Below are 22,325 nucleotides of genomic sequence, written 5' to 3' on the forward strand. Positions count from 1 at the left end.
TGTTTACTTTGGGTCAGAGATTGGTTGTTGCCAGACCCCGGGGTATGATCAGTGACCGATATCGCGAAGCAGCATGATCGGACAGGTTTCGCCGGCGGCCATGGCAGGCGCATGGGGTGGGCGGATGATCAGGCAGTCGGACTGGGCGAAGATATTCATCATGGATGAATCCTGCTTCTCGAAACTCGTCACACGTCGTTCGCCGGAGGGCCCAATCGAAAGCCGCGCGCGCAGATAATCCTGGCGTCGATCATTTTCCTTCAGGGGCGAGGCGAGCACGGCTGTCGACATTCGATTCGGTGCGGGCAGATGACCCAGTCTGGCCAATAGCGGCTCAAGAAAGAGCAGGCCGCAGACCATGCTGGAAACAGGATTGCCGGGCAGCCCCAGGACATGGGTCGTTCCGAGATTGCCCACCATCAGTGGCTTGCCGGGGCGCATGGCAATCTTCCAGAAATCGAGCACCATGCCTGCCGCCAGGAACGTAGATTGCACCAGGTCGTGGTCTCCAACCGAGGCACCTCCGAGTGTGACAATCACGTCGACATTTTTGGCCTGCGCCGCTTCGATGGCGCGATGAATGGCGTCACGATCGTCAGGCACGATGCCAAGGTCTAGAACGTCAGCACCGTTGTCTTTGGCGAGGGCTGCAACACCGAACGTGTTGGATCCGATGATCTGCGAAGGCCCGGGCTTGCCCCCCGGTGGGACAAGCTCGTCACCGGTTGCAATGAGCGCGACGCGTGGCTGGCGATAGACGGGCAGCTGGTCATGATTGGCAGCGGCGGCCAGCGTCAACCGTGCAAAGTCGAGCTTGGCTCCTACATTAAGGACCGTTTGTCCTTCAGTGAAATCCTGACCTCTGGGGCGAATGTGGCGACCTGTCGAAACGGGATAAAGGGTCCGAATACAACGCGGCGAAAGCTTTTCCGCATCTTCCTGCAGAAGCACGCTGTCAGCACCGTCGGGCACCGGCGCTCCTGTAAAGATACGAACGGCAGTGCCCGTTCGTACCATGCCATCAAAGGCATGACCGGCCGCAGATTCGCCAATGACTTCAAGCTCCGTCCCCGGTTCAGCCGCATCGGCAGCGCGCAAAGCATACCCATCCATGGCGGAAGCGTGAAAGGGTGGCTGCGTCAGTTTCGAGACCACATCCTTCGCCAGCACGCGCTGTGCTGCCTGATGCAGGCCCACAGCCTCAATGTCCTGGATGGGGCTGGCGCGGTCAAGCAGCCGCTGCTGCGCCTCTTCCACAGGCAGAAGGGACATCAGCCGGCCTCCGGATGCCGGAAGTGACCGGACTTGCCGCCGCTCTTCTCAAGAAGCCGAATGCCGCCAATCTCCATGGTCTTGTCGACGGCCTTGGCCATATCGTAGATTGTCAGGCAGGCAACCGAAACGGCGGTGAGCGCCTCCATTTCGACGCCTGTCTTTCCGGTCAGCTTGACCGTGGCGACAACATCAAGGCCCGGAAGAGTGGCGTTTTCTGTGATCTCGACGGTGATTTTCGAAAGCATCAGCGGATGGCAGAGGGGGATCAGGTTTGCCGTCTGCTTGGCGGCCATGATGCCGGCAATCCTTGCGGTTGCAATGACATCACCCTTCTTGGCGTTCCCTTCGCGGATGATCGCCAGGGTCTCCTTGGCCATTCGAACATGGCCCTCGGCAACGGCAATGCGCACGGTTTCAGCCTTGTCGGCGACATCGACCATATGCGCCTCTCCAGAGGCACCGATATGGGTGAGGGACGGGCGATCAGCCTCAGTCATTCCGCAGCCATCGCGCTGCTCTTGCCGGTAAGCAAAAGGCGAGTGGCATCGGCAACATCGTCCTTGCGCATGAGACTTTCGCCGACGAGGAAGGTCGTAATCCCGGATTTCTCCAGCCTTTGGCAGTCTTCATAGGTGAAGATGCCACTCTCACCGACGAGGAGACGATCTGCTGGTACCATGGATGCGAGGTCTTCACTGACACTCAGACTGACCTCGAAGGTGCGCAGATTCCGGTTGTTGATACCCACGAGTGGAGACTTGAGCTTGAGTGCGCGCTCCATTTCCTCGGCGTCATGCACTTCGACCAGCACATCCATGCCGAGTTCAAACGCAACGGCTTCCAGTTCGGCGGCTTCACCGTCTGAAAGGGACGCCGTGATCAGCAGGATGCAATCGGCCCCCCAGGCACGCGCTTCATAGACTTGATAGGCATCGAACATGAAATCCTTGCGAAGCGCCGGCAGGCTGCAAGCCTTGCGGGCCGCGGTGAGAAACTCCGGTGCGCCCTGAAAGCTCGGCGTATCCGTCAGCACGGAAAGGCAGGCAGCGCCACCCGCCTCATAGGCGGAAGCCAGTGCCGGCGGATCGAAATCGGGGCGGATCAGCCCCTTGGACGGGCTCGCCTTCTTGATTTCGGCAATGAGGCCGAAGCGCCCCTCGTCTCGCGCGCGGACCAATGAACTGTAAAAGCCGCGCGGTGCCTCCTGAGCGGCAATCCGGTCTTTCAGTTCGGACAGTGATACGGCGGCCTTGGCCGCAGCGATTTCTTCCCGCTTGTAAGTTTCGATGCGCTTCAGGATATCGGTCATGTTTTTAATCCTAGTCCTGACCAACGGAATTGGAAATGGCGACGAGTGCATCGAGTGCTCGGGCAGCACTGCCGCTGTCTAGCGACCAACTGGCAAGATGCATCCCTTCGGTCACGTCTTTCGCCTTGCCGGCCACAATCAGCGAGGCAGCTGCGTTGCACAGTGCAACGTCCCGGTAGGGCGTCTTTGCGCCGCCAAGCACGTCTCGCAAAGCCGCGGCATTGACAGCACCATCGCCGCCGCGAATGGCATCGAGAGGAACTGTTTCGACACCAAAATCGGCGGGTGTAAGATCAAGACGGCGGATCTCGCCGTCCTTGAGTTCAGCAACCTGGCTTGGACCCGTCGTTGTGATTTCATCCAGCCCGCTGCCATGAACGACCCAGGCGCTGGTGACGCCAAGCTCCCGCAGTGCCTCAGCGCCGGGGATCAGCCAGTCAGGAGAATAAACCCCGAAAAGTTGCTTTCTGACACGGGCGGGACTGGATAGCGGACCCACGATGTTGAAGATCGTGCGCGTTCCCAGTTCGACACGTGCGGGACCGACATGACGCATGGCCGGATGATGCAATTGCGCAAACATGAAGCCAATTCCCGCTTCGCGGATACAGCGAGAAATGACATCCGGCTCTATGTCGAGCTTGACGCCAAGCTGTGAGAGCGCGTCCGCCGTGCCGGATTTCGAGCTGAGTGCCCTGTTTCCGTGTTTTGCCACCGGGACGCCGGCACCCGCAACAATCAGGGCCGCGAGGGTCGATATATTGTAGGTGTTGGTCCCATCGCCTCCGGTGCCCACAATGTCGATCGAGTCGTGTGGGGCGTCAACCGGGACCATTTTCTCCCGCATGACCGTGACGGCCCCTGCAATTTCTTCGACGGTTTCCCCACGAACGCGAAGTCCCATGAGGAAGCCGCCGACCTGCGCCATGCTGGCTTCGCCGGACATCAGGATCTCGAAGGCCTGGCCGGCTTCCTCCCGCGAAAGTGCCTGGCCAGCGGCCACTTTTGCGATGAAGGGCTTTAATCCCGCCATAGAAGATCTCCCCCAATCATTTCTATCGTACGATCGCCTGCTGGGCGAGCGCCTGATTGAAGGTCACACCATAGGTCGTCTGCAAATCGCTGACCATCTGATCGAGAATATCGTCGCCGGCAGCATTGGCGAAACTGAGAATCTGTCCGTCCTCATTTCCGAGCCCTGATGCGACAGGCTGCTGACGGCTGGCGGTCACCTCCAGAAGTATTTGCGTCGTTGGATCGCCGCCTGGTGCCGCGGCAACTGTGCCAATGGGGCCACCGAAAGCCGCGTTGACCGCTCCAGCTCCAAGAACCGCATCGCTGGTGCTCCTGCTGATGCCGGTCTTGCTCTCAACCGCGATACCCAACTCGCCAGCGATCGCCTCCAGGTCGCCACCGTTCTCAATTCTCTGCCGCAGATTTTCAGCAAGTGTGCCAAGCGCGAGCTTTTGCTGCTCGGCTGTCCAGTCAGCGATCGCTTTTGTGCGGACTTCATCCAATGTTCTGTCACGGTCGGCCTTGATATCGGTTACGTCGAACCAGACATAGCCATTAAGGCCGAGATTGACGGGCAGCGGCTCCACACCAATGTCTGTCCGGAACACCTCGGCAAGCACGGCATTCCGCTCTGGAATAGTCGTGACCTCGCTTTCACTCGTATTGAAACCCCTGCGGTCAACATCGGTTATTGAAACCGGCTGAAGTCCCAGTTGTTCGGCGGCTTCCTTGAGTGATGAGCCACCAGCACGCAGGTCCTCAAACTGATCATGAACGGCCGTAATGTCTTCGACCGCAGCCTGCTCGGCCAGTGCCTGACGGATTTCGTCACGCACGTCTTCAAGCGGACGGGTTTGGGCCTCGCGTATATTGGTAACCCGCAGGATCACTGGGCCAAAAGCGCCCTCGACGACGGGCGTGGTCTTGCCTTCTTCGGTGATCGCAAAAGCGGCCTCGGCCAAGGCGGCATCCGGAAGGGCATCCTGGGTGAAATCTCCAAGCAACACGTCTGTGGCAGTCTTGCCTTGAGCAGTCACGAGTTGATCAAATGTGGTGCCGGAAGCCAGCTGCGCTGCCGCGGCCTCGGCGGCTTCGCGATTCTCGAATGCCAGTTGTTCGATTGTGCGCCTCGCCGGTGTCTCATAGCTGGAGATACGGCGCTCATAGTCTTCGCGAATCGCATCCTCAGACACGGAAGCCGGATCAGCGATGTCAGACGGCTCCAGCTTCACATAATCGAAGCTGCGATATTCAGGCGCACGATAACCGGCCTTCGCTGTTTCAAACCAGGCTTCAAGGGTTGTCTGATCTGGCGCAGGGATCGGATCGATGTTTGCGTTGGTGAGCAGCAGATAATCGATATCGCGAACTTCGTCGCGATAGCTCTTCAACGCATCGACAAGCACTTTAGGCGCCTGGAACCCGTTTGAAGTGGCATCAACGATCTGGCTGCGCATCGCCACCCGTGAGCGTTCTTCGATATAGTCGTCTTCTCGCAGACCGGCTCTACGGAGGCGTTCCGAGAAGAGGCTGCGATCAAACTGGCCAGACGCGTTTCTGAACGCCGGATCCTCAGCAATCAGTTGGGCCAGCCGGTCCTGGGAAAGGCCGAGGTTCAGCTCTTCAGCCAACTGATCGAGTGCTGCACCCGCTGCCAACTGAGAGAACACCTGGGCTTCGACTCCAAGTGCCCGGGCCTGCTCCGTTGTCAACTGGGTTCCGAAGCGGGCGTTGAGATCGGCGACCTGCCTCTGATAGGCAAAGGCGTAGTCATTCATCGAGACCGACTGATCGCCGACTGCCACCACAGTATCGGTCTGTGTGGCAAAAATCGATGCAGACACACCCCAGACACCAAAGGACACGACAAGCGCAATCAGCAGGATTTTGGCGAACAGGGTTTTGGATGATCTTCTCAGTAGGTCGAGCATTGGGACGCGAATACCTCTTGGCAGTGCCTCGCTTCGGGTGAAGTCGGTGGACTTCCTTAAATCAAACCGAACAGGAAATGAAGGCCGTTTGCCGGAATGCGGATTGTCACAAGATCGTCACTGATCGAGATCGTGCAAAACCGGGCTTTGTCTGCTGTCAAACGCAGATTCGGCTCTTCGAACTGGGAGATGGAGCTGATCTTTCCCGTGGCAGCCCTATAGCACCGGCGAGCAGACGATGAGTTTCGCTCCACGAAAGCCCGACGAATCGAGCCCAGATCACCAAAAGCAAAAGGCCGGCGTTTCCGCCGGCCTCCGAGTGATACGGTTTGCCAAGCTCAGCGCTTGCTCAGCGGCACGTAGTCGCGCTGCGGCGCGCCGGTGTAGAGCTGACGCGGACGACCGATGCGCTGCTGCGGGTCTTCGATCATCTCGTTCCACTGGGCAATCCAGCCAACGGTGCGGGCGAGAGCGAAAAGCACGGTGAACATCGTCGTGGGGAAGCCCAGCGCCCGCAGCGTGATCCCCGAATAGAAGTCCACGTTCGGATAGAGCTTCTTCTCGATGAAATAGGGATCGTTGAGCGCGATCTTTTCGAGCTCGAGCGCCACCTGCATCAAGGGATCGCCGGAGTTACCGGTCGCTTCCAGAACCTCGTACATCGTCTTCTGCATGATCTTGGCACGCGGATCATAGTTCTTGTAGACGCGATGACCAAAGCCCATCAGGCGGAAGGGATCATTCTTGTCCTTGGCACGCGCAATGTATTCCGGAATGCGATCAACTGTGCCGATTTCCATCAGCATGTTGAGAGCGGCTTCGTTTGCGCCGCCATGAGCCGGACCCCAGAGGCAGGCAATGCCTGCGGCAATGCAGGCGAAAGGATTGGCGCCCGATGAACCTGCAAGACGGACTGTCGAGGTCGAGGCGTTCTGCTCGTGGTCGGCATGGAGGATGAAGATCCGGTCCATGGCGCGTGCAAGCACCGGATTGACCTTATATTCCTCGCAGGGGACCGCAAAGCACATGCGCAGGAAGTTGGACGCATAATCCAGGCTGTTTTGCGGGTAAATGAACGGCTGACCGATATGGTATTTGTAGGCCATGGCCGCAATCGTCGGCATCTTCGCAATCATGCGCAGCGACGCCACCATTCGTTGATGCGGGTCGGTGATGTCGGTCGAGTCATGATAGAACGCGGAGAGCGCGCCAACGGTGCCAACCATCACGGCCATCGGATGCGCGTCACGGCGGTAGCCGGTAAAGAAGCGCTGCATCTGCTCGTGAACCATCGTGTGATGGGTCACGCGATAGTCAAAGTCCTGCTTCTGTGCAGCAGTCGGGAGTTCGCCATAGAGCAGCAGATAGCAGACTTCCAGGAAATCGCCCTTTTCCGCCAATTGTTCGATCGGGTAGCCGCGGTGGAGCAGAACACCCTCATCGCCGTCAATATAGGTGATTTTGGATTCGCATGAGGCCGTCGACGTGAACCCGGGGTCATAGGTGAAGGCGCCGGTATGTTTGTAAAGGGCTGCAATATCGATAACGTCCGGGCCGATCGTACCGGCTCTTACGTCCAGGTCGACTGCCTTGCCCCCCATGTTCAAAGTCGCGCTTTTGTCCGTCATGCTAATCCTCCGGAATTGGCGGGACAGCGCCTGCAGAACAGACGCCATCAGTTGAGCGTGTCGAAGTAGCTATATGATACGGACGTTAATGCCAAGCTATCCAAAGGGCAAATTGTGCGTCGCGAAATCAGCAACAATCGAACCGCTTGGTTCAAATCGATTTAGTCCCGATTACCCCGGAATTTCAGGGTGAAATACACGTTTAAATTGCCGTAACTATTTACATTCGAATTGCTCATGCAGTGCCGCCAAAGGCTGCATCGGAGGGGCAAATGGCAGCGAGCGAAGGGCAGCCGACCCTGAAGCAGCACAAGGTGTCCGAGGGTGATGCCGTATTCGCTGCTGCCTTGCCGATTGTGTCAGGCAATCACCTTCGACTGAGTCCGGTGCGCCCGGCGAAAAGTTGGCAGGTCGCAATTCGGTCGATACTACGGCCCGCTGCCCTTGCCGCATGTCTGCGAGAAGAATGGTGTTACGGTCACTTTTTCCACTTCATGCCGATAATGCTCGGCGCTGGAGCCATCACCTGGTTCGTGGTTGAAGACCCGCCCGCGATTTTTTTGATCGCCGCGCTGATCTTCATCGCGGCAAGTCTGCTGAGCATGATCTCCGCACACGTGCAGCCATTCAGGATCATCCTTTGGGCGCTGCTGTTCTATCTCGCCGGGATGGCCGCCGCAGTTCTTGAGACGTCGAGACTGGCGACAACGATACTTGATCAGGCCTTGGTTACGAAGATTACGGGGATCGTTGAGCGTCGGGAGGCCGGATCGGGCGGGGAATGGCGTTATATCGTTCGGCTGACCTCGACGGTCGAGCCGACAATCCGCCGCCCACCCGAGCGGGTGTCGCTTCTGGCGCGAAGTTCGCCCAATCCCGTTCCGATCGGCGGCATCATTTCCGGAGGAGCCCGCCTGTCCCCGCCATCCGGCAGTGCCGTACCAGGGCTGAACGATTTCGCCTTTGCAAGCTACTATCAAGGCATAGGCGCCGTCGGCTTTTTTCTGGGAGCCCCGCAAGCACTTCATTCAGACGTTCGGAAACCAGCAAACACGGGTCTCATGATGCGCCTCGATGAGGCGATTTTCTCGTTGCGTGACCAGATTTCCGGGAGGATTCGCAGCATCATCCCAGGTGACCCCGGCGCTTTTGCAGCGGCCATCATCACCGGTGAGCGTCGCTCGATGTCCAATGAGGCAACGGAAGCTTTGCGGCTGTCGGGTTTGGCTCACATAACCGCAATCTCGGGACTCAATATGGCGCTTGCCGCTGGGATCTTCTTTGTCGGTTTCCGGTCCGTGCTCAGTCTTTTTCCAGCCGTTGCGCAAGCCTACCCTGTAAAAAAGCTTGCGGCTCTGGGAGCCCTCATCGCAATAACGGCCTATTTGATGATCTCGGGCTATCAGGTTTCTGCCGTGAGAGCCTATCTCATGACGGGCATGATGCTGGTTGCCGTGCTCTGCGATCGTCCAGCGATCAGTCTTCGAAATCTCGCAATCGCCGGCGCTGTGATCATCGTAATCACACCGTCTGCCGCGCTTGGCCCAAGCTTCCAGATGTCGTTCGCTGCCACTGCTGCTCTGATAGCCGGTTACAACCTCTGGCAACGTCAAAACCCGAGCTTCATCGTCAGGCGAGAGCATCCGATGCGCCGGACACTTGCTGCCGTGGCTGGCTTTGTAGGCGGGATCTTGTTGACCTCGTTCATTGGAGGAGCGTCTACTGCGATCTTTTCCGTCCATCATTTCCACAGGCTTTCTTTGCACGGCCTGGAGGCAAACCTCGCCGCGATGCCGCTGATTTCCATGGTGGTAATGCCAGCGGGGTTTGTCGGCATGCTGCTGATGCCCTTCGGGCTGGATCGACCCTTCTTCCTGATAATGGGACTCGGGCTGGAGCTTGTTCTTGCTGTCGCGCATGAAGTGGCATCTTGGGGCGATGGCGTCAGCTTCACGCGGCAGCCGACATGGTTTCTGCCGGTTTCGGTGGTAGGCTTCCTGCTGCTGACGCTGCTGCGTAGCCGCATACGCTGGCTGGGAGGCGCGCTGATGGCGGCCACAATTGCCTGTGTCTGGATAACGCCACCACCACCCACCCCTGACCTCGTCGTCGCTGAAGACGGTACCATGGTCGCAGTCGGGACCGGAGACCAGACATGGGCAACGAATCGAACCAGGCCACCGGCCTTCCAATTCGATCAGTGGCAAACAGCCTTGGCTGTCGCGAGGCACGACAGCCCCCTTGTTCTCGGTCATGCTCCAGAGCCGAACATGCAGACCCGTTCCGGTCGCAGAAAGACGTTCAGCCCCGAACAGATACGACAGCTGCGGGCCGGTATTGAAACCAATCTTGCGAGTCTCGCAGACCCCCGCTTCACCTGCTATGCCGGTCTCTGCGCCATCCGACTCCCTACTGGCTGGATCGTCGCGACTGTCGAAAGACCGGAACTGATCGCGATCGCATGCAAAATGGCAGATATTGTCGTAAGCCCGACCCGTTGGAGATATCTGGAATGCCGAACCGGCGTCCGACTTATCACCGCCAATCACCTCAAACAGACGGGCAGCCTCGAAATCAAATTGGACGAGCGTGAAGGCCGCGTATGGTCAGTCCGCCAAACCTATGAAGGCAGGCCCAAACCATGGACTCAACACCGTCTCTATGACTGGCGAGAGGATCGGTATGCGCAACGACACTTGCCAATCGATCATCTTCTCTCGGACACCCGGGGACCAACACTCGCACCATCTCGTCAATCCCAAAGAACCACTGCGGGTGCAGAGTTCAGTGATAGCGACGAATGAGACCCACAAGCTTACCCTGGATCTTGACACGATCCGGACCAAAGATCCGGGTTTCATAGGCGGGATTGGCGGCTTCAAGAGCAATCGAGGCCCCGCGACGACGGAAGCGTTTCAGCGTAGCCTCTTCATCGTCAACCAGCGCAACGACGATGTCACCGGGGTTCGCCGTCGTCGCATTCCTAATGACGACAGTGTCGCCATCAAGGATACCGGCCTCGATCATCGAATCCCCCCTGACTTCCAGGGCGTAGTGATCGCCGGAGCCCAGCATTTCCGCCGGAACATTGATGTCATGAGTGTTGTTCTGGATCGCAGAAATCGGAACACCGGCAGCAATGCGACCCATCACAGGCACGCTGACGGATGACGACATGTCTTCAGCTGGCCGCTTCAATGTTGGGGCAGGGGGTGCCTTGCCGAGGCTTCCTTCAATGACTTCTGGCGAAAAGCCCCGGCGAGGCTGCAGGCTTGGGGTATAGGCCTCCGGCAGTTTGATGACCTCCAGTGCTCTCGCACGGTTCGGCAGGCGACGGATGAAACCCCGCTCCTCAAGGGCCGTAATCAGACGATGAATGCCGGATTTGGATGCAAGATCAAGGGCATCCTTCATTTCGTCGAAAGAAGGCGGTACGCCCGATTCCTTCATCCGCTCGTGAATGAACAGAAGCAATTCCTGTTGTTTGCGCGTCAGCATGTCAAAGCCTCGAAGGGTGAAACAAATCCAGAACGGACACTATATGTTCCAGTTGTGTTCTGCAAGGGGATAAATTTCCGTGAAGATTTCCGCACAAATAGCTAAGTTATTGCAAACCGGTTGGTATTTGATTTGCCCGCGCTTCATGCTGATTTGGTCCGCAAGCCTGGAAAGCCGATGCGGAAACGCGCAAGGCTCCATTCATGTCGCTGCCTTCTCCCAAAACCGCTTCGTTCGCCGATCGTAAAACGCGCATTTCATCGGTTGATCAGCGCGCTGAGCCCGTCGAAGGGCTTGTCGGTTACAATGGAAACACCTTACTACACGGGCTGATAAAACAGCTGTCGGGGAGATTGGATGTTGCCTGTTGAAGCAAGAGAGATCGACCACCTGGTTCTGCCGGTCGAAAGCCTGGACGTGGCGCGCGATAGGCTTAGCGTTCTGGGGTTTACCGTCGCTCCAGACGCTCGCCATCCGTTCGGCACGGAGAACGCATGCGTCTTCTTCGCGGATGACACCTATCTTGAACCTCTAGGCATTGGCAGTCGAGAGGATTGCGAAGCCGCTGCACGCCTCGGAAACGTCTTTGTCGCGAGATATCTCGCCTATCGTTTCCGGCAGGGAGAAGGCTTATCGGGTGTGGTTGTCAAAACGTCCGATGCGGCTTCGGATGATCGCCGTTATCGCGCAGAAGGACTGTCTGCCGGGGATATTCTGAACTTTTCACGGACAATGACGCTTGGTGACGGCAGTTCCTTTGAGGCTTCATTCAGGCTTGCTTTTGCCGCAGATCTTCGAGCGCCTGACTTTCTGCTTTTTTCCTGTCAACGGCTTAACCCGCTGCCTGCAGACAGAGGTTCCCTTGTCGTTCACAAAAACGGTGCAGTCGGGTTGTCCCGAATTGTCCTTGTGGAAGAAAACCCCAGCGATTTCCAGTATCTTCTCGAGATGGGCCTGGAGCAAAGGGCCGCAAATGCGCACTCGTTTGGTCTCCCAGTCGAGGCAGCAAACTGCCAACTGGACATCCTGACGCCACAGGGCTTTGTCGCGCATTTTTCTTTTGGGGTGGCGCCACGTGGCCGGGGTCTCTTTGGCGGAGCGGTGGTGCTGGCGGTTGGTGATCTGAAGGTGACAGAGGCGTATCTCACTGCTAATGCGGTCGCCTATCAAAAGATCGGTGCGCGCTTGGTCGTCCCGCCTTCATCGGGACAGGGTGTCGTGTTTGCCTTCGAGGAGAAGCCATGAGTTATCCAACCAATTCTGAAGTTGTCGTCGGCGAAGGTGAGGGTCAGGTCCTCTTCTCCCAGAAATCTCGCTTCTCCTTGATCGCCGGCCCGTGTCAGATGGAGAGCCGCGATCACGCTTTCATGATGGCGGGAAGGCTCGTGGAAATCTGCCGGGAGCTCGGCATCGGCCTTGTCTACAAATCCTCTTACGACAAGGCGAACCGCACCTCCCTTTCGGCTGAGCGCGGTATCGGGCTTGAGAAAGCCATGGAGGTCTTTGCCGACATCAAGAAGGAATACGGTGTTCCGGTCCTCACCGATATCCACACCGAAGAACAATGTGCCGCGGTGGCGCCGACTGTCGACATTCTGCAGATCCCGGCCTTTCTATGCCGCCAGACAGATCTGCTGGTGGCGGCCGCCAGAACCGGACGGGCAATCAATGTGAAGAAGGGCCAGTTTTTGGCGCCCTGGGACATGAAGAATGTCCTCAACAAGATCGCTGGATCAGGAAACCCGAACGTACTGCTCTGCGAGCGCGGTGCATCTTTTGGCTACAATACGCTGGTGTCTGACATGCGCTCGCTTCCGATCATGGCGGCCATGGGGGCCCCGGTCGTCTTTGATGCGACGCACTCGGTGCAACAGCCAGGTGGCCAGGGTGGCTCAAGCGGCGGACAGCGCGAATTTGTTGAGACGCTGGCGCGGGCGGCCTGCGCGGTTGGTGTTGCAGGATTGTTTATTGAAACCCATCAGGATCCGGACAATGCGCCATCGGACGGCCCGAACATGGTCCCGATCAACCAGATGCGCAGGCTGCTCGAGAAGCTGCTGGCATTCGATGCTGTCGCAAAATCAAGCTGACCTAATCTGAAGCACGTTTGTGACATAAAAAATGGAAGCACTTCGAGGAGAGGTGCTTCCCTTGTCTCGCAGATAATGACGACCTGACGAGCTGTCAGGCCGCTAGATCGACATCTTCCGGAACGAACATGCGACCAAGATTCAGGAAGCAGATCATGCCGGATTGATGGGTGATGATCCCGTCGCAATAAGAACGGTCCATGCTGTTTGTGATCTCTGGCGCCGGCTGGATCTGCTCTGCACTGATCGACAGCATGTCGGTGACCTGGTCAACCATAAGCCCAATTGGTTTGCCATGGACTTCGGCCACAACAATGGCGCTTCGTTCGGTCGGTTCGCCGGAATGCATTCCAAGCTTGCGTGCAAGATCTATCGTCGGGATGACGGTTCCGCGCAGATTGATGATCCCGAGCACTTCCGGTGGAGAATGCGGAATGGGTGTCGATTGCGCCCATCCTCGAATTTCACGGATTGATGTTGTCTCAATACAGAAACTTTGATCACTGAGCTTGAACGCAATAATCTCAAGAGATACGCGTCCATCCCAGCTCTTCGCGATCGTATTCATTCAGGGCCTCCACAGCTCATGTTATATGAGCTTTTTACGCTAAATGTATTGACAGATTACTAGTGGCGAACGCTCCAAGTTTAAGCGTTTCGGCCAATGGCGGCTGTTTGAGCTGGCCTTGCTGTCTGCTGGTTTATGCTGGCAATGCATGGCTCGGATTTTGACGAGTTGCCCGCCTTGTCATGTGGCTGCCATTGTATTTTTCAGTTCTTGGATTAAGAGAGGGCGGTAAATCCAACCGTCAAAGCCAGCAGGAAGTGATCATGACTGCAATTACCGATATCATCGGCCGTGAAATTCTCGACAGCCGCGGCAACCCGACCGTCGAAGTCGACGTCTATCTCGAAGATGGCAGCATGGGTCGCGCGGCCGTTCCCTCGGGCGCATCGACGGGCGCCCATGAGGCAGTCGAACTGCGCGACGGCGGCAAGCGCTACCTGGGCAAGGGTGTCGAAAAGGCGGTTGATGTAGTCAACACCGAAATTTTCGACGCGATCGGCGGCCATGATGCGGAGAATCAGATCCAGATCGATCGTCTGATGATCGAGCTTGACGGCACGCCGAACAAGTCCCGCCTTGGTGCCAATGCCATTCTCGGTGTTTCTCTGGCGGTTGCCAAGGCGGCGGCCCAGGCGTCAGGCCTTCCGCTTTACCGCTATGTCGGTGGCCCGAACGCCCATGTTCTGCCGGTGCCGATGATGAACATCATCAATGGTGGCGCGCATGCCGACAACCCGATTGATTTCCAGGAATTCATGATCGTACCGGTCGGCGCAGACAACATCCGAGATGCCGTGCGCATGGGTTCGGAAGTCTTTCACACACTGAAGAAGCAGCTGGCGGCCGATGGTCACAACACCAATGTCGGCGACGAAGGTGGATTCGCACCGGGTCTGGCCTCTGCGCCGGCTGCCCTCGACTTCATCATGACGTCCATTGAAAAAGCTGGTTATCGTCCCGGTGAAGATATGTTCATTGCACTCGATTGCGCTGCGACCGAATTCTTCAAGGACGGCAAGTATGTCCTGGAAGGTGAGGGGCGTACGCTTGAGCCGGAAGCCATGGCCGACTATCTCGCTGAACTGGCCGGCAGGTATCCGATCTTCTCGATTGAGGACGGTATGTCTGAAGATGATTGGGACGGCTGGAAGTATCTGACCGACAAGATTGGAAAGTCGGTCCAGCTTGTTGGAGACGATCTTTTCGTGACCAATTCGGCCCGCCTTCGCGACGGCATAAAGATGGGTGTCGCAAACTCCATCCTCGTCAAGGTGAACCAGATCGGTTCGCTCTCCGAAACCCTTGATGCGGTGGAAACAGCCCACAAGGCCCGCTACAGCGCAGTCATGTCGCACCGTTCTGGTGAAACTGAAGATGCAACGATCGCTGATCTGGCTGTTGCGACAAATTGCGGTCAGATCAAGACTGGCTCTCTGGCCCGTTCCGACCGGACCGCGAAATACAACCAGCTGATCCGCATCGAGGAAATGTTGGGGATGCAGGCATCTTACGCCGGTCGTTCGATCCTGCGCGGCTAAGCGCTTTCGTTTCGCTCTGTATCAAGACCCGCGTGTGCCAGTCGGCTGCGCGGGTTTTTTGTGGCCAGACAACAGGGTCAACGAACGGTTAAGGTATCAGCTCTATCTTTGCTCAAGTAATGCGTATCAGGGCTGACCCGGCATGTGGACCAGGCATCATAAAAAGAAAAAATTCGGTCGCCTCATTCTTCCGGCGGTTGCTGTCGCCTTTCTTTCCTATTTCGGTTACCATTCGGTCCATGGTGACTTTGGGTTGCGGGCAAGCCAGGAGTTTGAGCGACAGCGCCAGACCAGAACTGCGGAACTGGCCACCTTGATCGAGCAGCGCCAGATGCTCGAAAAGGAAGTCGAATTGCTGAGCGACGGATCTCTGGATCGTGATATGATTGATGAGAAGGCGCGCTATCAGTTGAATATGTCGCGACCTGACGAGATCGTCGTTTTCAACCGGTTTTTTAATTAGCCTAAATCAGGTTAATTTGAATTTTCCGTGAAAAAACATGTGCTTGCTTGGAATGTGAGCCATGCAATTCTGGCATTGCGGTCCTGTCGTTTCTTGCTTATCCTGTCTCCCAAAGCGAAATCACAACGAGCCCATGGGAGGGATGAATGGCGCCGCGAAAATCCGCGACTGCGACCGGTCGCAAGACTTCGGCCAAGCCTGCCAAGAAAGACTTCAACGAAGGTGCAATCGTCGAGTTCGATAAGGAGCAGGAGCTGCTCGCCTATCGCGAGATGCTGCTGATCCGCCGTTTCGAGGAAAAGGCCGGCCAACTCTATGGAATGGGCTTTATCGGCGGCTTCTGTCACCTCTATATCGGCCAGGAAGCTGTCGTCGTCGGCATGCAGATGGCGTTGAAGGAAGGCGACCAGGTCATCACCGGCTATCGTGACCATGGGCACATGCTGGCTTGTGGGATGAGCGCTCGCGGCGTCATGGCCGAGCTGACCGGTCGTCGCGGCGGCCTGTCGAAGGGCAAGGGCGGCTCGATGCACATGTTCTCCAAGGAGAAGCATTTCTATGGCGGTCACGGTATCGTCGGTGCGCAGGTCTCGCTTGGCACCGGTCTCGCCTTCGCCAACAAGTATCGCGGCAATGACAATGTCTCGCTCGCCTATTTCGGCGATGGCGCGGCCAACCAGGGTCAGGTCTACGAGAGCTTTAACATGGCTCGCCTCTGGAATCTGCCGGTAATCTACATCATCGAGAACAACCGCTACGCCATGGGCACATCGGTATCGCGCGCCTCGGCTCAGACCGATTTCTCGCAGCGCGGTGTGTCCTTCAACATCCCCGGCATCCAGGTGGATGGGATGGATGTGCGGGCGGTAAAGGCTGCTGCCGATCTGGCGGTGGAGCATTGCCGTTCGGGCAAGGGTCCGATCATCCTTGAGATGCAGACCTATCGTTATCGCGGCCATTCCATGTCCGACCCGGCCAAGTATCGCTCCAAGGAAGAAGTGCAGAAGATGCGCTCCGAACAGGATCCGATCGAGCAGGTTCGCGCCCGTCTCCTTGAAAAGGGCTGGGCATCCGAGGATCAGCTGAAGGCAATCGACAAGGAGGTCCGCGATATCGTGGCCGATAGTGCCGATTTCGCCCAGGCCGATCCGGAGCCGGATGTATCCGAGCTCTACACCGACATTCTGCTGTAATCGGGGAGGGAACCCATGCCGATCGAAATCCTGATGCCCGCCCTCTCTCCGACCATGGAAGAAGGCACGCTGTCCAAATGGGTCAAGAATGAAGGCGACACCATCAAATCTGGTGACGTGATCGCCGAAATCGAGACCGACAAGGCAACCATGGAAGTCGAAGCCGTGGACGAAGGCGTCCTCGGCAAGATCCTGGTCGCTGCCGGTACTGAAAACGTCAAGGTCAACACCGCAATCGCCGTCCTCCTGCAGGATGGTGAAAGCGCCGATGCGGCTCCGGCTCCGAAGGCCGCCGCTCCGGCGGAGGCTCCTGCTGCTGCAGCGCCTCCCGCCGCGCCCGTACCGGCTGCACCTGCGGCCCCGGCATCGGTCGCTGCCGCCGATCCGGCCATTCCGGCCGGCACCGAAATGGTGACCATGACCGTTCGCGAAGCCCTTCGCGAGGCCATGGCCGAGGAAATGCGTGCCAATCCGGACGTCTTCATCATGGGTGAAGAAGTCGCGGAATATCAGGGTGCCTACAAGATCACTCAAGGTTTGCTGCAGGAGTTTGGCCCGCAGCGCGTCGTCGACACCCCGATAACTGAGCATGGCTTTGCCGGTATCGCCGTCGGTGCCGCCATGGCGGGCCTCCGCCCGATCGTCGAGTTCATGACCTTCAATTTCGCCATGCAGGCGATCGACCAGATCATCAACTCGGCGGCCAAAACGCTTTACATGTCGGGCGGCCAGATGGGTGCGCCTATGGTCTTCCGTGGACCGAACGGTGCGGCAGCCCGCGTTGCCGCCCAGCACAGCCAGGATTATGCCGCCTGGTACAGCCACATCCCGGGTCTCAAGGTCATCCAGCCCTATTCGGCGGCTGACGCCAAGGGTCTCCTGAAGGCTGCCATCCGCGATCCGAACCCGATCATCTTCCTCGAAAACGAAATCCTCTACGGTCACTCCTTCGAAGTGCCGAAGCTGGATGATTTCGTTCTGCCGATCGGCAAGGCACGACTGCACAAGGCAGGCAAGGACGCGACCATGGTCTCCTGGGGTATCGGCATGACCTATGCGGTCAAGGCCGTGGAGGAACTGACCAAGGAAGGCATCGATGTCGAGCTGATCGACCTGCGCACCATCCGTCCGATGGACCTGCCGGCGATCATCGAATCGGTGAAGAAGACCGGTCGCCTTGTGACCGTCGAGGAAGGCTTCCCGCAGTCCTCCGTCGGCGACTTCATCTCGAACACTGTCCAGCGTGAAGCCTTCGACTATCTCGATGCCCCGGTCATCACGATCGCCGGCAAGGATGTGCCGATGCCTTACGCGGCAAACCTCGAAAAGCTCGCTCTGCCGAATGTCGGCGAAGTGATCCAGGCGGTCAAAGCCGTCTGCTACAAGTAAGGGGAGGCGAGGCTCATGCCGATCAATATCACCATGCCGGCTCTCTCTCCGACCATGGAAGAGGGCAATCTGGCGAAGTGGCTGGTCAAGGAAGGCGACAAGGTCAAGTCCGGCGATGTGATCGCCGAGATCGAAACCGACAAGGCGACCATGGAAGTGGAAGCCGTCGATGAAGGTATCGTGGCCAAGCTCGTCGTTCCCGCCGGCACCGAAGCCGTCAAGGTCAATGCGCTGATCGCGATCCTTGCCGAGGAAGGCGAGGACGTCGCGGCTGCTGCTTCTGGTGGCGGTTCGTCCGCGCCCAAGGCCGATGCCGCTCCTGCGTCCAAGGCTGAAGCAGCACCTGCCGCAGCGGCAACGCCTGCAACGGCAGCCGCTTCGGCAGCGCCCGCGGCATCGACTGGCGACCGCGTCTTCGCATCCCCGCTCGCTCGCCGTCTGGCGAAGGAAGCCGGTCTCGACCTCAAGGCCGTCTCGGGCTCCGGTCCCAAGGGCCGCGTTGTCAAGAGCGACATTGAAAAGGCCGTCAGCACCGGTGGTGTCAAGGCTGCTACGCCGCCTGCTGCAGCAAGTGCTGCTCCGGCACCGGCCCTTGCCAAGGGTCCGTCCGACGAAGCCGTGCTCAAGAACTTCGCCGATGGCTCCTACGAGCTCGTGCCGCATGACGGCATGCGCAAGACGATTGCCAAGCGCCTGCAGGAATCGAAGCAGACCATCCCGCATTTCTACGTCTCCGTGGATTGCGAACTCGATGCACTCTTGGCACTGCGTTCACAGCTCAACGCAGCCGCGCCTGAAAAGGACGGCAAGCCGGCCTACAAGCTCTCCGTCAACGACATGGTGATCAAGGCTCTGGCCCTCGCGCTGCGCGACGTGCCGGATGCCAATGTCTCCTGGACGGACAGTGCCATGGTCAAGCACAAGCATGCCGATGTCGGTGTTGCCGTGTCGATCCCCGGCGGCCTGATCACCCCGATCATCCGCAAGGCCGAGACCAAGAGCCTGTCCACCATCTCCAACGAGATGAAGGATCTCGGCAAGCGCGCCAAGGACCGCAAGCTGAAGCCCGAGGAATATCAGGGCGGCACGACCGCCGTATCCAACATGGGCATGATGGGCGTGAAGAGCTTCTCGGCGGTCGTGAACCCGCCTCATGCCACGATCCTCGCGGTCGGTGCCGGCGAAGAGCGGGTCGTGGTCAAGGGCGGTGCGATGAAGATCGCCAATGTCATGACCGTGACGCTCTCCACCGACCACCGCTGCGTCGATGGCGCGCTCGGAGCCGAACTGCTCGGGGCCTTCAAGCGCTACATCGAAAATCCGATGGGCATGCTGGTTTGATTTGTGAGCGCGGCGGCATTCGCGCTGGACGGGGTAAAAGCGATTGCTACCGCCCGGCGCGTTGTAACCAACGGGCCTTGGCCTGTTGCTCTGGACGATGGATGCCTCATCGACCATATCATGTGGCTTGATTGCGACGTGATCCAGGATTTGCAGAGTAGACCTTAAGTCGTGGGTGAACTTTGTTGAAAGGAGCATTCTGATGGCGAAAGAACCAGACAGCATGATCCTGCCAATGCTGCGGGAAATTCGTGATGAAATGCGTGAAATGAAGCAGCAACTGGACAAGCTTGAAAGTGGCCAGAAGATCATTCGCCAGGCACTGCAGGCGGACACTATGATGTCACGACTGGTCACCGGTGAGTTCGAGGAACGGATTTTTGAGCTTGAGCGCAAGGTCGAAGCGCTAATGAAGGACAATTAGATTTTACGCTGTGCTCTGCTCAATGCGACTGTAAGGCTGGATATTTGTAGATGAAATCCATTCTCGCTTATGGCGATAGTCTGACATGGGGATACGACCCGGTGCATCTCGGTCGGCATGCCTATGAGGACCGCTGGACGAGTGTCCTGCAGAAGGCGCTTGGCCATGGGGTCCGGGTGATCGCCGAAGGTCTGAACGGCCGCACCACCGCCTATGACGACCATCTGGGTGATTGTGAGCGCAATGGCGTGAAGCTGCTGCCCACAGTGCTGGCGACCCACAAGCCGATTGATCTCGTGATCATCATGCTGGGGACCAACGACCTCAAGCGTGGCATCCAGGGAACGGCAATCGGCGCGACCAGCGGCGTCAAGCGGCTGGTCAAGCTCATCCAGAAGCATGACTGGGGGTTTGAGTTCGAAAGCCCCGAGATACTGATTGTGGCACCACCACCGGTCCGCGAAACAGCCAATTCGATGTTTGGGCCAATGTTCAATCATTCGGTTGACGAAGGGGCCATGCTCGCCAGCATGTATCGCGATGCTGCAGACGAGGCAGGATGCGCCTTTTTTGATGCGGGCTCTGTCGCCGAAACAACGCCGCTTGATGGGATTCATCTCGATGCGGACAATACTCGAGCCATCGGACGCGGCCTTGAGCCCGTCGTCCGGATGCTGCTCGGACTTTAGGGAATGGCGCATTCCGCTGCATTCGGCGGGATACGTTGATCAAGATCAAGGAGGTCCGGCGCTGTGGGCTTAACCTGACCCCATCAACCGAGAAAAGGAGATGGGATCATGTCGAACACACCGCACGAACTGGCAACCGAGTTTCCTGAGCATGTGGCGCTGATGCGTCATCTGAAGGAAACGGATGGTCACTTCGCACGATTGGCCGAGGCCTATCATGAGGTGAACAGGGCAGTACACCGGGCCGAAACAGATATTGAGCCTGCAGACGATTTCCACATTGTGGAGCTTCGCAAGAAGCGGATGCAGCTCAAGGATGAAATCTACGGGATGCTGGTTCATCATGAACCGGAGGCTGAAACGCCGGTCGTCTGACCTTCGCAACGCTTCCAGTCCCGAAGAAGGCCTTTTGATCGCGGGGTCGAAGGGTCTTAGAAAACCGAGGAGTGGAAGCGCCCATGTCGAATGCCTATGACGTCATCATTATTGGTTCTGGCCCCGGTGGTTATGTAACCGCCATTCGTGCTGCCCAGTTGGGGCTCAAGACGGCAATCGTCGAACGCGAGCATCTGGGCGGCATCTGCCTCAACTGGGGCTGTATCCCGACAAAAGCGCTGCTGCGCTCCGCCGAGATTCTGGATCACGCCAACCATGCGAAGTCTTACGGGTTGACGCTGAACGGCACGATGACCGCCGACGTCAAGGACGTGGTTGCCCGTTCGCGCGGCGTTTCGGCCCGCCTGAACGGCGGCGTCGCCTTCCTGATGAAGAAAAACAAGATCGACGTCATCTGGGGCGAAGCCAAGCTCTCGAAGCCCGGCGAAGTGGTCGTCGGCAATATGTCGAAGCCCGTTGTCGAGCCGCAGAACCCGGTTCCGAAGGGCGTCAAGGGCGAGGGCACCTACACCGCCAAGCACATCATTGTCGCAACGGGTGCGCGTCCGCGCGCTCTTCCTGGCATCGAGCCGGATGGCAAGTTGATCTGGACCTATTTCGAAGCGATGAAGCCGGACTTCATGCCGAAGTCACTGGTCGTCATGGGCTCGGGCGCCATCGGCATCGAATTCGCCTCCTTCTACCGCTCGATGGGCGTGGATGTCACCGTCGTCGAACTGATGGCGAACATTATGCCGGTTGAAGACGCAGAGATTTCGGCCTTTGCCCGCAAGCAGCTGGAAAAGCGCGGCTTGAAGATCATCACCGAAGCCAAGGTCTCGAAGGTGGAGAAGGGTGCAAACTCCATCACCGCCCATGTCGAGACCAAGGACGGCAAGGTCCAGCAGATCACCGCTGACCGCCTGATCTCCGCCGTGGGCGTCCAGGGCAATATCGAGAACCTCGGTCTTGAAGCCCTCGGCGTGAAGACGGATCGCGGCTGCATTGTCATCGACGGCTACGGCAAGACCAATGTGCCGGGCCTCTACGCGATCGGCGACGTTGCCGGCCCGCCGATGCTCGCCCACAAGGCCGAGCATGAGGGCGTCATCTGCATCGAGAAGATTGCCGGTGTGCCGGGCGTTCACCCGATGGACAAGGCCAAGATCCCGGGCTGCACCTATTGCAATCCGCAGGTCGCCTCGGTCGGTCTGACGGAAGCCAAGGCGAAAGAGCAGGGCCGGGATATCCGCGTTGGCCGTTATAACTTCAATGCCAATGGCAAGGCGATCGCGCTCGGCGAAGACCAGGGCATGATCAAGACAATCTTCGACAAGAAGACCGGGGAACTGCTTGGTGCGCATATGGTTGGCGCGGAAGTCACTGAGCTCATCCAGGGCTTCGTTGTCGCGATGAACCTTGAGACCACGGAAGAAGAGCTGATGCACACGATCTTCCCGCATCCGACCCTGTCGGAAATGATGAAGGAAAGCGTGCTGGACGCCTATGGCCGGGTGCTCAACGCCTAAAGTCCGGTTGTGAAACGGAACGACGCCGCCTATATCAGCGGCAGGTTCCGAGTTGGCGAACCAGAAGGAGC

At 58.1% G+C, this 22,325-nt stretch carries 20 protein-coding genes; 12 read left to right on the forward strand and 8 right to left on the reverse strand.

Translation table 11 applies throughout. The features are described 5' to 3' along the window. Positions 1–48 precede the first annotated feature (48 nt). From FE840_RS13030 to gltA, 6 genes are all read right to left on the reverse strand, one after another. Positions 49–1,272: a molybdopterin molybdotransferase MoeA gene (locus FE840_RS13030; RefSeq protein WP_138288706.1), complete on the reverse strand. Its 1,224-nt coding sequence runs from the start codon at positions 1,270–1,272 to the stop codon at positions 49–51. Beyond that, a complete protein-coding gene (gene moaC / locus FE840_RS13035) occupies positions 1,272–1,772 on the reverse strand; it encodes a cyclic pyranopterin monophosphate synthase MoaC (RefSeq protein WP_138288705.1) in 501 nt (166 codons plus the stop codon). The genes FE840_RS13030 and moaC overlap by 1 nt, the downstream gene beginning before the upstream one ends. Then, entirely contained in the window at positions 1,769–2,584 is an 816-nt protein-coding gene (gene trpC / locus FE840_RS13040) for an indole-3-glycerol phosphate synthase TrpC (RefSeq protein WP_138288704.1), read from the reverse strand. The genes moaC and trpC overlap by 4 nt, the downstream gene beginning before the upstream one ends. 10 nt (positions 2,585–2,594) lie before the next feature. Further along, the gene (gene trpD, locus FE840_RS13045; protein WP_138288703.1) at positions 2,595–3,617 is read right to left on the reverse strand and encodes an anthranilate phosphoribosyltransferase; all 1,023 of its coding nucleotides are present in this window, start codon (positions 3,615–3,617) and stop codon (positions 2,595–2,597) included. Positions 3,618–3,639: 22 nt separating this feature from the next. After that, the gene (locus tag FE840_RS13050; protein ID WP_138288702.1) at positions 3,640–5,529 is read right to left on the reverse strand and encodes a peptidylprolyl isomerase; all 1,890 of its coding nucleotides are present in this window, start codon (positions 5,527–5,529) and stop codon (positions 3,640–3,642) included. A 338-nt stretch (positions 5,530–5,867) separates the two neighbouring features. Then, entirely contained in the window at positions 5,868–7,157 is a 1,290-nt protein-coding gene (gene gltA, locus FE840_RS13055) for a citrate synthase (protein WP_138288701.1), read from the reverse strand. 272 nt (positions 7,158–7,429) lie between these two features. Between gltA and FE840_RS13060 the strand changes: the two genes are divergently transcribed. After that, positions 7,430–9,961 carry a ComEC/Rec2 family competence protein gene (locus tag FE840_RS13060; protein ID WP_138288700.1) on the forward strand — a complete coding sequence of 844 codons (2,532 nt, stop codon included), beginning with the start codon at positions 7,430–7,432 and terminating at the stop codon, positions 9,959–9,961. Here FE840_RS13060 and lexA read toward each other — a convergent pair. Continuing rightward, positions 9,942–10,655: a transcriptional repressor LexA gene (lexA, locus tag FE840_RS13065; protein WP_138288699.1), complete on the reverse strand. Its 714-nt coding sequence runs from the start codon at positions 10,653–10,655 to the stop codon at positions 9,942–9,944. The two genes, FE840_RS13060 and lexA, sit on opposite strands and share 20 nt — an antisense overlap. Before the next feature lie 357 nt (positions 10,656–11,012). On the opposite strand from lexA, the gene FE840_RS13070 reads away from it, so the two are divergent. Together FE840_RS13070 and kdsA are read left to right on the forward strand one after the other, a co-directional pair. After that, positions 11,013–11,900: a VOC family protein gene (locus tag FE840_RS13070; protein WP_138288698.1), complete on the forward strand. Its 888-nt coding sequence runs from the start codon at positions 11,013–11,015 to the stop codon at positions 11,898–11,900. After that, positions 11,897–12,745 (forward strand): 3-deoxy-8-phosphooctulonate synthase, encoded by an 849-nt coding sequence (gene kdsA, locus FE840_RS13075; RefSeq protein WP_138288697.1) that lies wholly within the window; start codon positions 11,897–11,899, stop codon positions 12,743–12,745. Before FE840_RS13070 ends, kdsA begins: the two co-directional genes overlap by 4 nt. A gap of 94 nt (positions 12,746–12,839) precedes the next feature. Here the strand turns inward: kdsA and FE840_RS13080 are convergent, their stop codons facing one another. Further along, complete coding sequence (locus FE840_RS13080) at positions 12,840–13,313, reverse strand: chemotaxis protein CheW (protein ID WP_138288696.1); 474 nt, start codon at positions 13,311–13,313, stop codon at positions 12,840–12,842. A gap of 263 nt (positions 13,314–13,576) precedes the next feature. On the opposite strand from FE840_RS13080, the gene eno reads away from it, so the two are divergent. The 9 genes from eno (at position 13,577) to lpdA (ending at position 22,254) form a co-directional block, all read left to right on the forward strand. After that, positions 13,577–14,851, forward strand: a complete 1,275-nt coding sequence (gene eno / locus FE840_RS13085; RefSeq protein ID WP_138288695.1) for a phosphopyruvate hydratase — start codon at positions 13,577–13,579, stop codon at positions 14,849–14,851. Between the two features lie 142 nt (positions 14,852–14,993). Further along, positions 14,994–15,314 (forward strand): FtsB family cell division protein, encoded by a 321-nt coding sequence (locus tag FE840_RS13090; protein WP_138288694.1) that lies wholly within the window; start codon positions 14,994–14,996, stop codon positions 15,312–15,314. Between the two features lie 146 nt (positions 15,315–15,460). After that, positions 15,461–16,507, forward strand: a complete 1,047-nt coding sequence (pdhA, locus tag FE840_RS13095; protein WP_138288693.1) for a pyruvate dehydrogenase (acetyl-transferring) E1 component subunit alpha — start codon at positions 15,461–15,463, stop codon at positions 16,505–16,507. Positions 16,508–16,522: 15 nt separating this feature from the next. Further along, entirely contained in the window at positions 16,523–17,896 is a 1,374-nt protein-coding gene (locus FE840_RS13100; RefSeq protein WP_138288692.1) for a pyruvate dehydrogenase complex E1 component subunit beta, read from the forward strand. A gap of 15 nt (positions 17,897–17,911) precedes the next feature. Further along, positions 17,912–19,237 (forward strand): pyruvate dehydrogenase complex dihydrolipoamide acetyltransferase, encoded by a 1,326-nt coding sequence (locus FE840_RS13105; RefSeq protein ID WP_138288691.1) that lies wholly within the window; start codon positions 17,912–17,914, stop codon positions 19,235–19,237. 202 nt (positions 19,238–19,439) lie between these two features. Then, positions 19,440–19,661, forward strand: a complete 222-nt coding sequence (locus FE840_RS13110; protein ID WP_138288690.1) for a hypothetical protein — start codon at positions 19,440–19,442, stop codon at positions 19,659–19,661. A 50-nt stretch (positions 19,662–19,711) separates the two neighbouring features. Further along, the gene (locus FE840_RS13115) at positions 19,712–20,350 is read left to right on the forward strand and encodes an SGNH/GDSL hydrolase family protein (protein ID WP_138288689.1); all 639 of its coding nucleotides are present in this window, start codon (positions 19,712–19,714) and stop codon (positions 20,348–20,350) included. Between the two features lie 108 nt (positions 20,351–20,458). Next, positions 20,459–20,725, forward strand: coding sequence for an HP1242/YdcH family protein (locus tag FE840_RS13120; protein WP_138288688.1), 267 nt, complete (start codon positions 20,459–20,461; stop codon positions 20,723–20,725). Between the two features lie 83 nt (positions 20,726–20,808). Then, positions 20,809–22,254 carry a dihydrolipoyl dehydrogenase gene (lpdA, locus tag FE840_RS13125; RefSeq protein ID WP_138288687.1) on the forward strand — a complete coding sequence of 482 codons (1,446 nt, stop codon included), beginning with the start codon at positions 20,809–20,811 and terminating at the stop codon, positions 22,252–22,254. Positions 22,255–22,325 lie beyond the last annotated feature (71 nt).

This window comes from Peteryoungia desertarenae (genome assembly GCF_005860795.2).
Taxonomy (GTDB): domain Bacteria; phylum Pseudomonadota; class Alphaproteobacteria; order Rhizobiales; family Rhizobiaceae; genus Allorhizobium; species Allorhizobium desertarenae.

Coding starts and splice junctions, on each gene's coding strand:
- FE840_RS13030 (WP_138288706.1), bottom strand. CDS start 1,272: ATGTCCCTTCTGCCTGTGGAAGAGGCGCAGCAGCGGCTGCTTGACCGC.
- moaC (WP_138288705.1), bottom strand. CDS start 1,772: ATGACTGAGGCTGATCGCCCGTCCCTCACCCATATCGGTGCCTCTGGA.
- trpC (WP_138288704.1), bottom strand. CDS start 2,584: ATGACCGATATCCTGAAGCGCATCGAAACTTACAAGCGGGAAGAAATC.
- trpD (WP_138288703.1), bottom strand. CDS start 3,617: ATGGCGGGATTAAAGCCCTTCATCGCAAAAGTGGCCGCTGGCCAGGCA.
- FE840_RS13050 (WP_138288702.1), bottom strand. CDS start 5,529: ATGCTCGACCTACTGAGAAGATCATCCAAAACCCTGTTCGCCAAAATC.
- gltA (WP_138288701.1), bottom strand. CDS start 7,157: ATGACGGACAAAAGCGCGACTTTGAACATGGGGGGCAAGGCAGTCGAC.
- FE840_RS13060 (WP_138288700.1), top strand. CDS start 7,430: ATGGCAGCGAGCGAAGGGCAGCCGACCCTGAAGCAGCACAAGGTGTCC.
- lexA (WP_138288699.1), bottom strand. CDS start 10,655: ATGCTGACGCGCAAACAACAGGAATTGCTTCTGTTCATTCACGAGCGG.
- FE840_RS13070 (WP_138288698.1), top strand. CDS start 11,013: ATGTTGCCTGTTGAAGCAAGAGAGATCGACCACCTGGTTCTGCCGGTC.
- kdsA (WP_138288697.1), top strand. CDS start 11,897: ATGAGTTATCCAACCAATTCTGAAGTTGTCGTCGGCGAAGGTGAGGGT.
- FE840_RS13080 (WP_138288696.1), bottom strand. CDS start 13,313: ATGAATACGATCGCGAAGAGCTGGGATGGACGCGTATCTCTTGAGATT.
- eno (WP_138288695.1), top strand. CDS start 13,577: ATGACTGCAATTACCGATATCATCGGCCGTGAAATTCTCGACAGCCGC.
- FE840_RS13090 (WP_138288694.1), top strand. CDS start 14,994: ATGTGGACCAGGCATCATAAAAAGAAAAAATTCGGTCGCCTCATTCTT.
- pdhA (WP_138288693.1), top strand. CDS start 15,461: ATGGCGCCGCGAAAATCCGCGACTGCGACCGGTCGCAAGACTTCGGCC.
- FE840_RS13100 (WP_138288692.1), top strand. CDS start 16,523: ATGCCGATCGAAATCCTGATGCCCGCCCTCTCTCCGACCATGGAAGAA.
- FE840_RS13105 (WP_138288691.1), top strand. CDS start 17,912: ATGCCGATCAATATCACCATGCCGGCTCTCTCTCCGACCATGGAAGAG.
- FE840_RS13110 (WP_138288690.1), top strand. CDS start 19,440: ATGGCGAAAGAACCAGACAGCATGATCCTGCCAATGCTGCGGGAAATT.
- FE840_RS13115 (WP_138288689.1), top strand. CDS start 19,712: ATGAAATCCATTCTCGCTTATGGCGATAGTCTGACATGGGGATACGAC.
- FE840_RS13120 (WP_138288688.1), top strand. CDS start 20,459: ATGTCGAACACACCGCACGAACTGGCAACCGAGTTTCCTGAGCATGTG.
- lpdA (WP_138288687.1), top strand. CDS start 20,809: ATGTCGAATGCCTATGACGTCATCATTATTGGTTCTGGCCCCGGTGGT.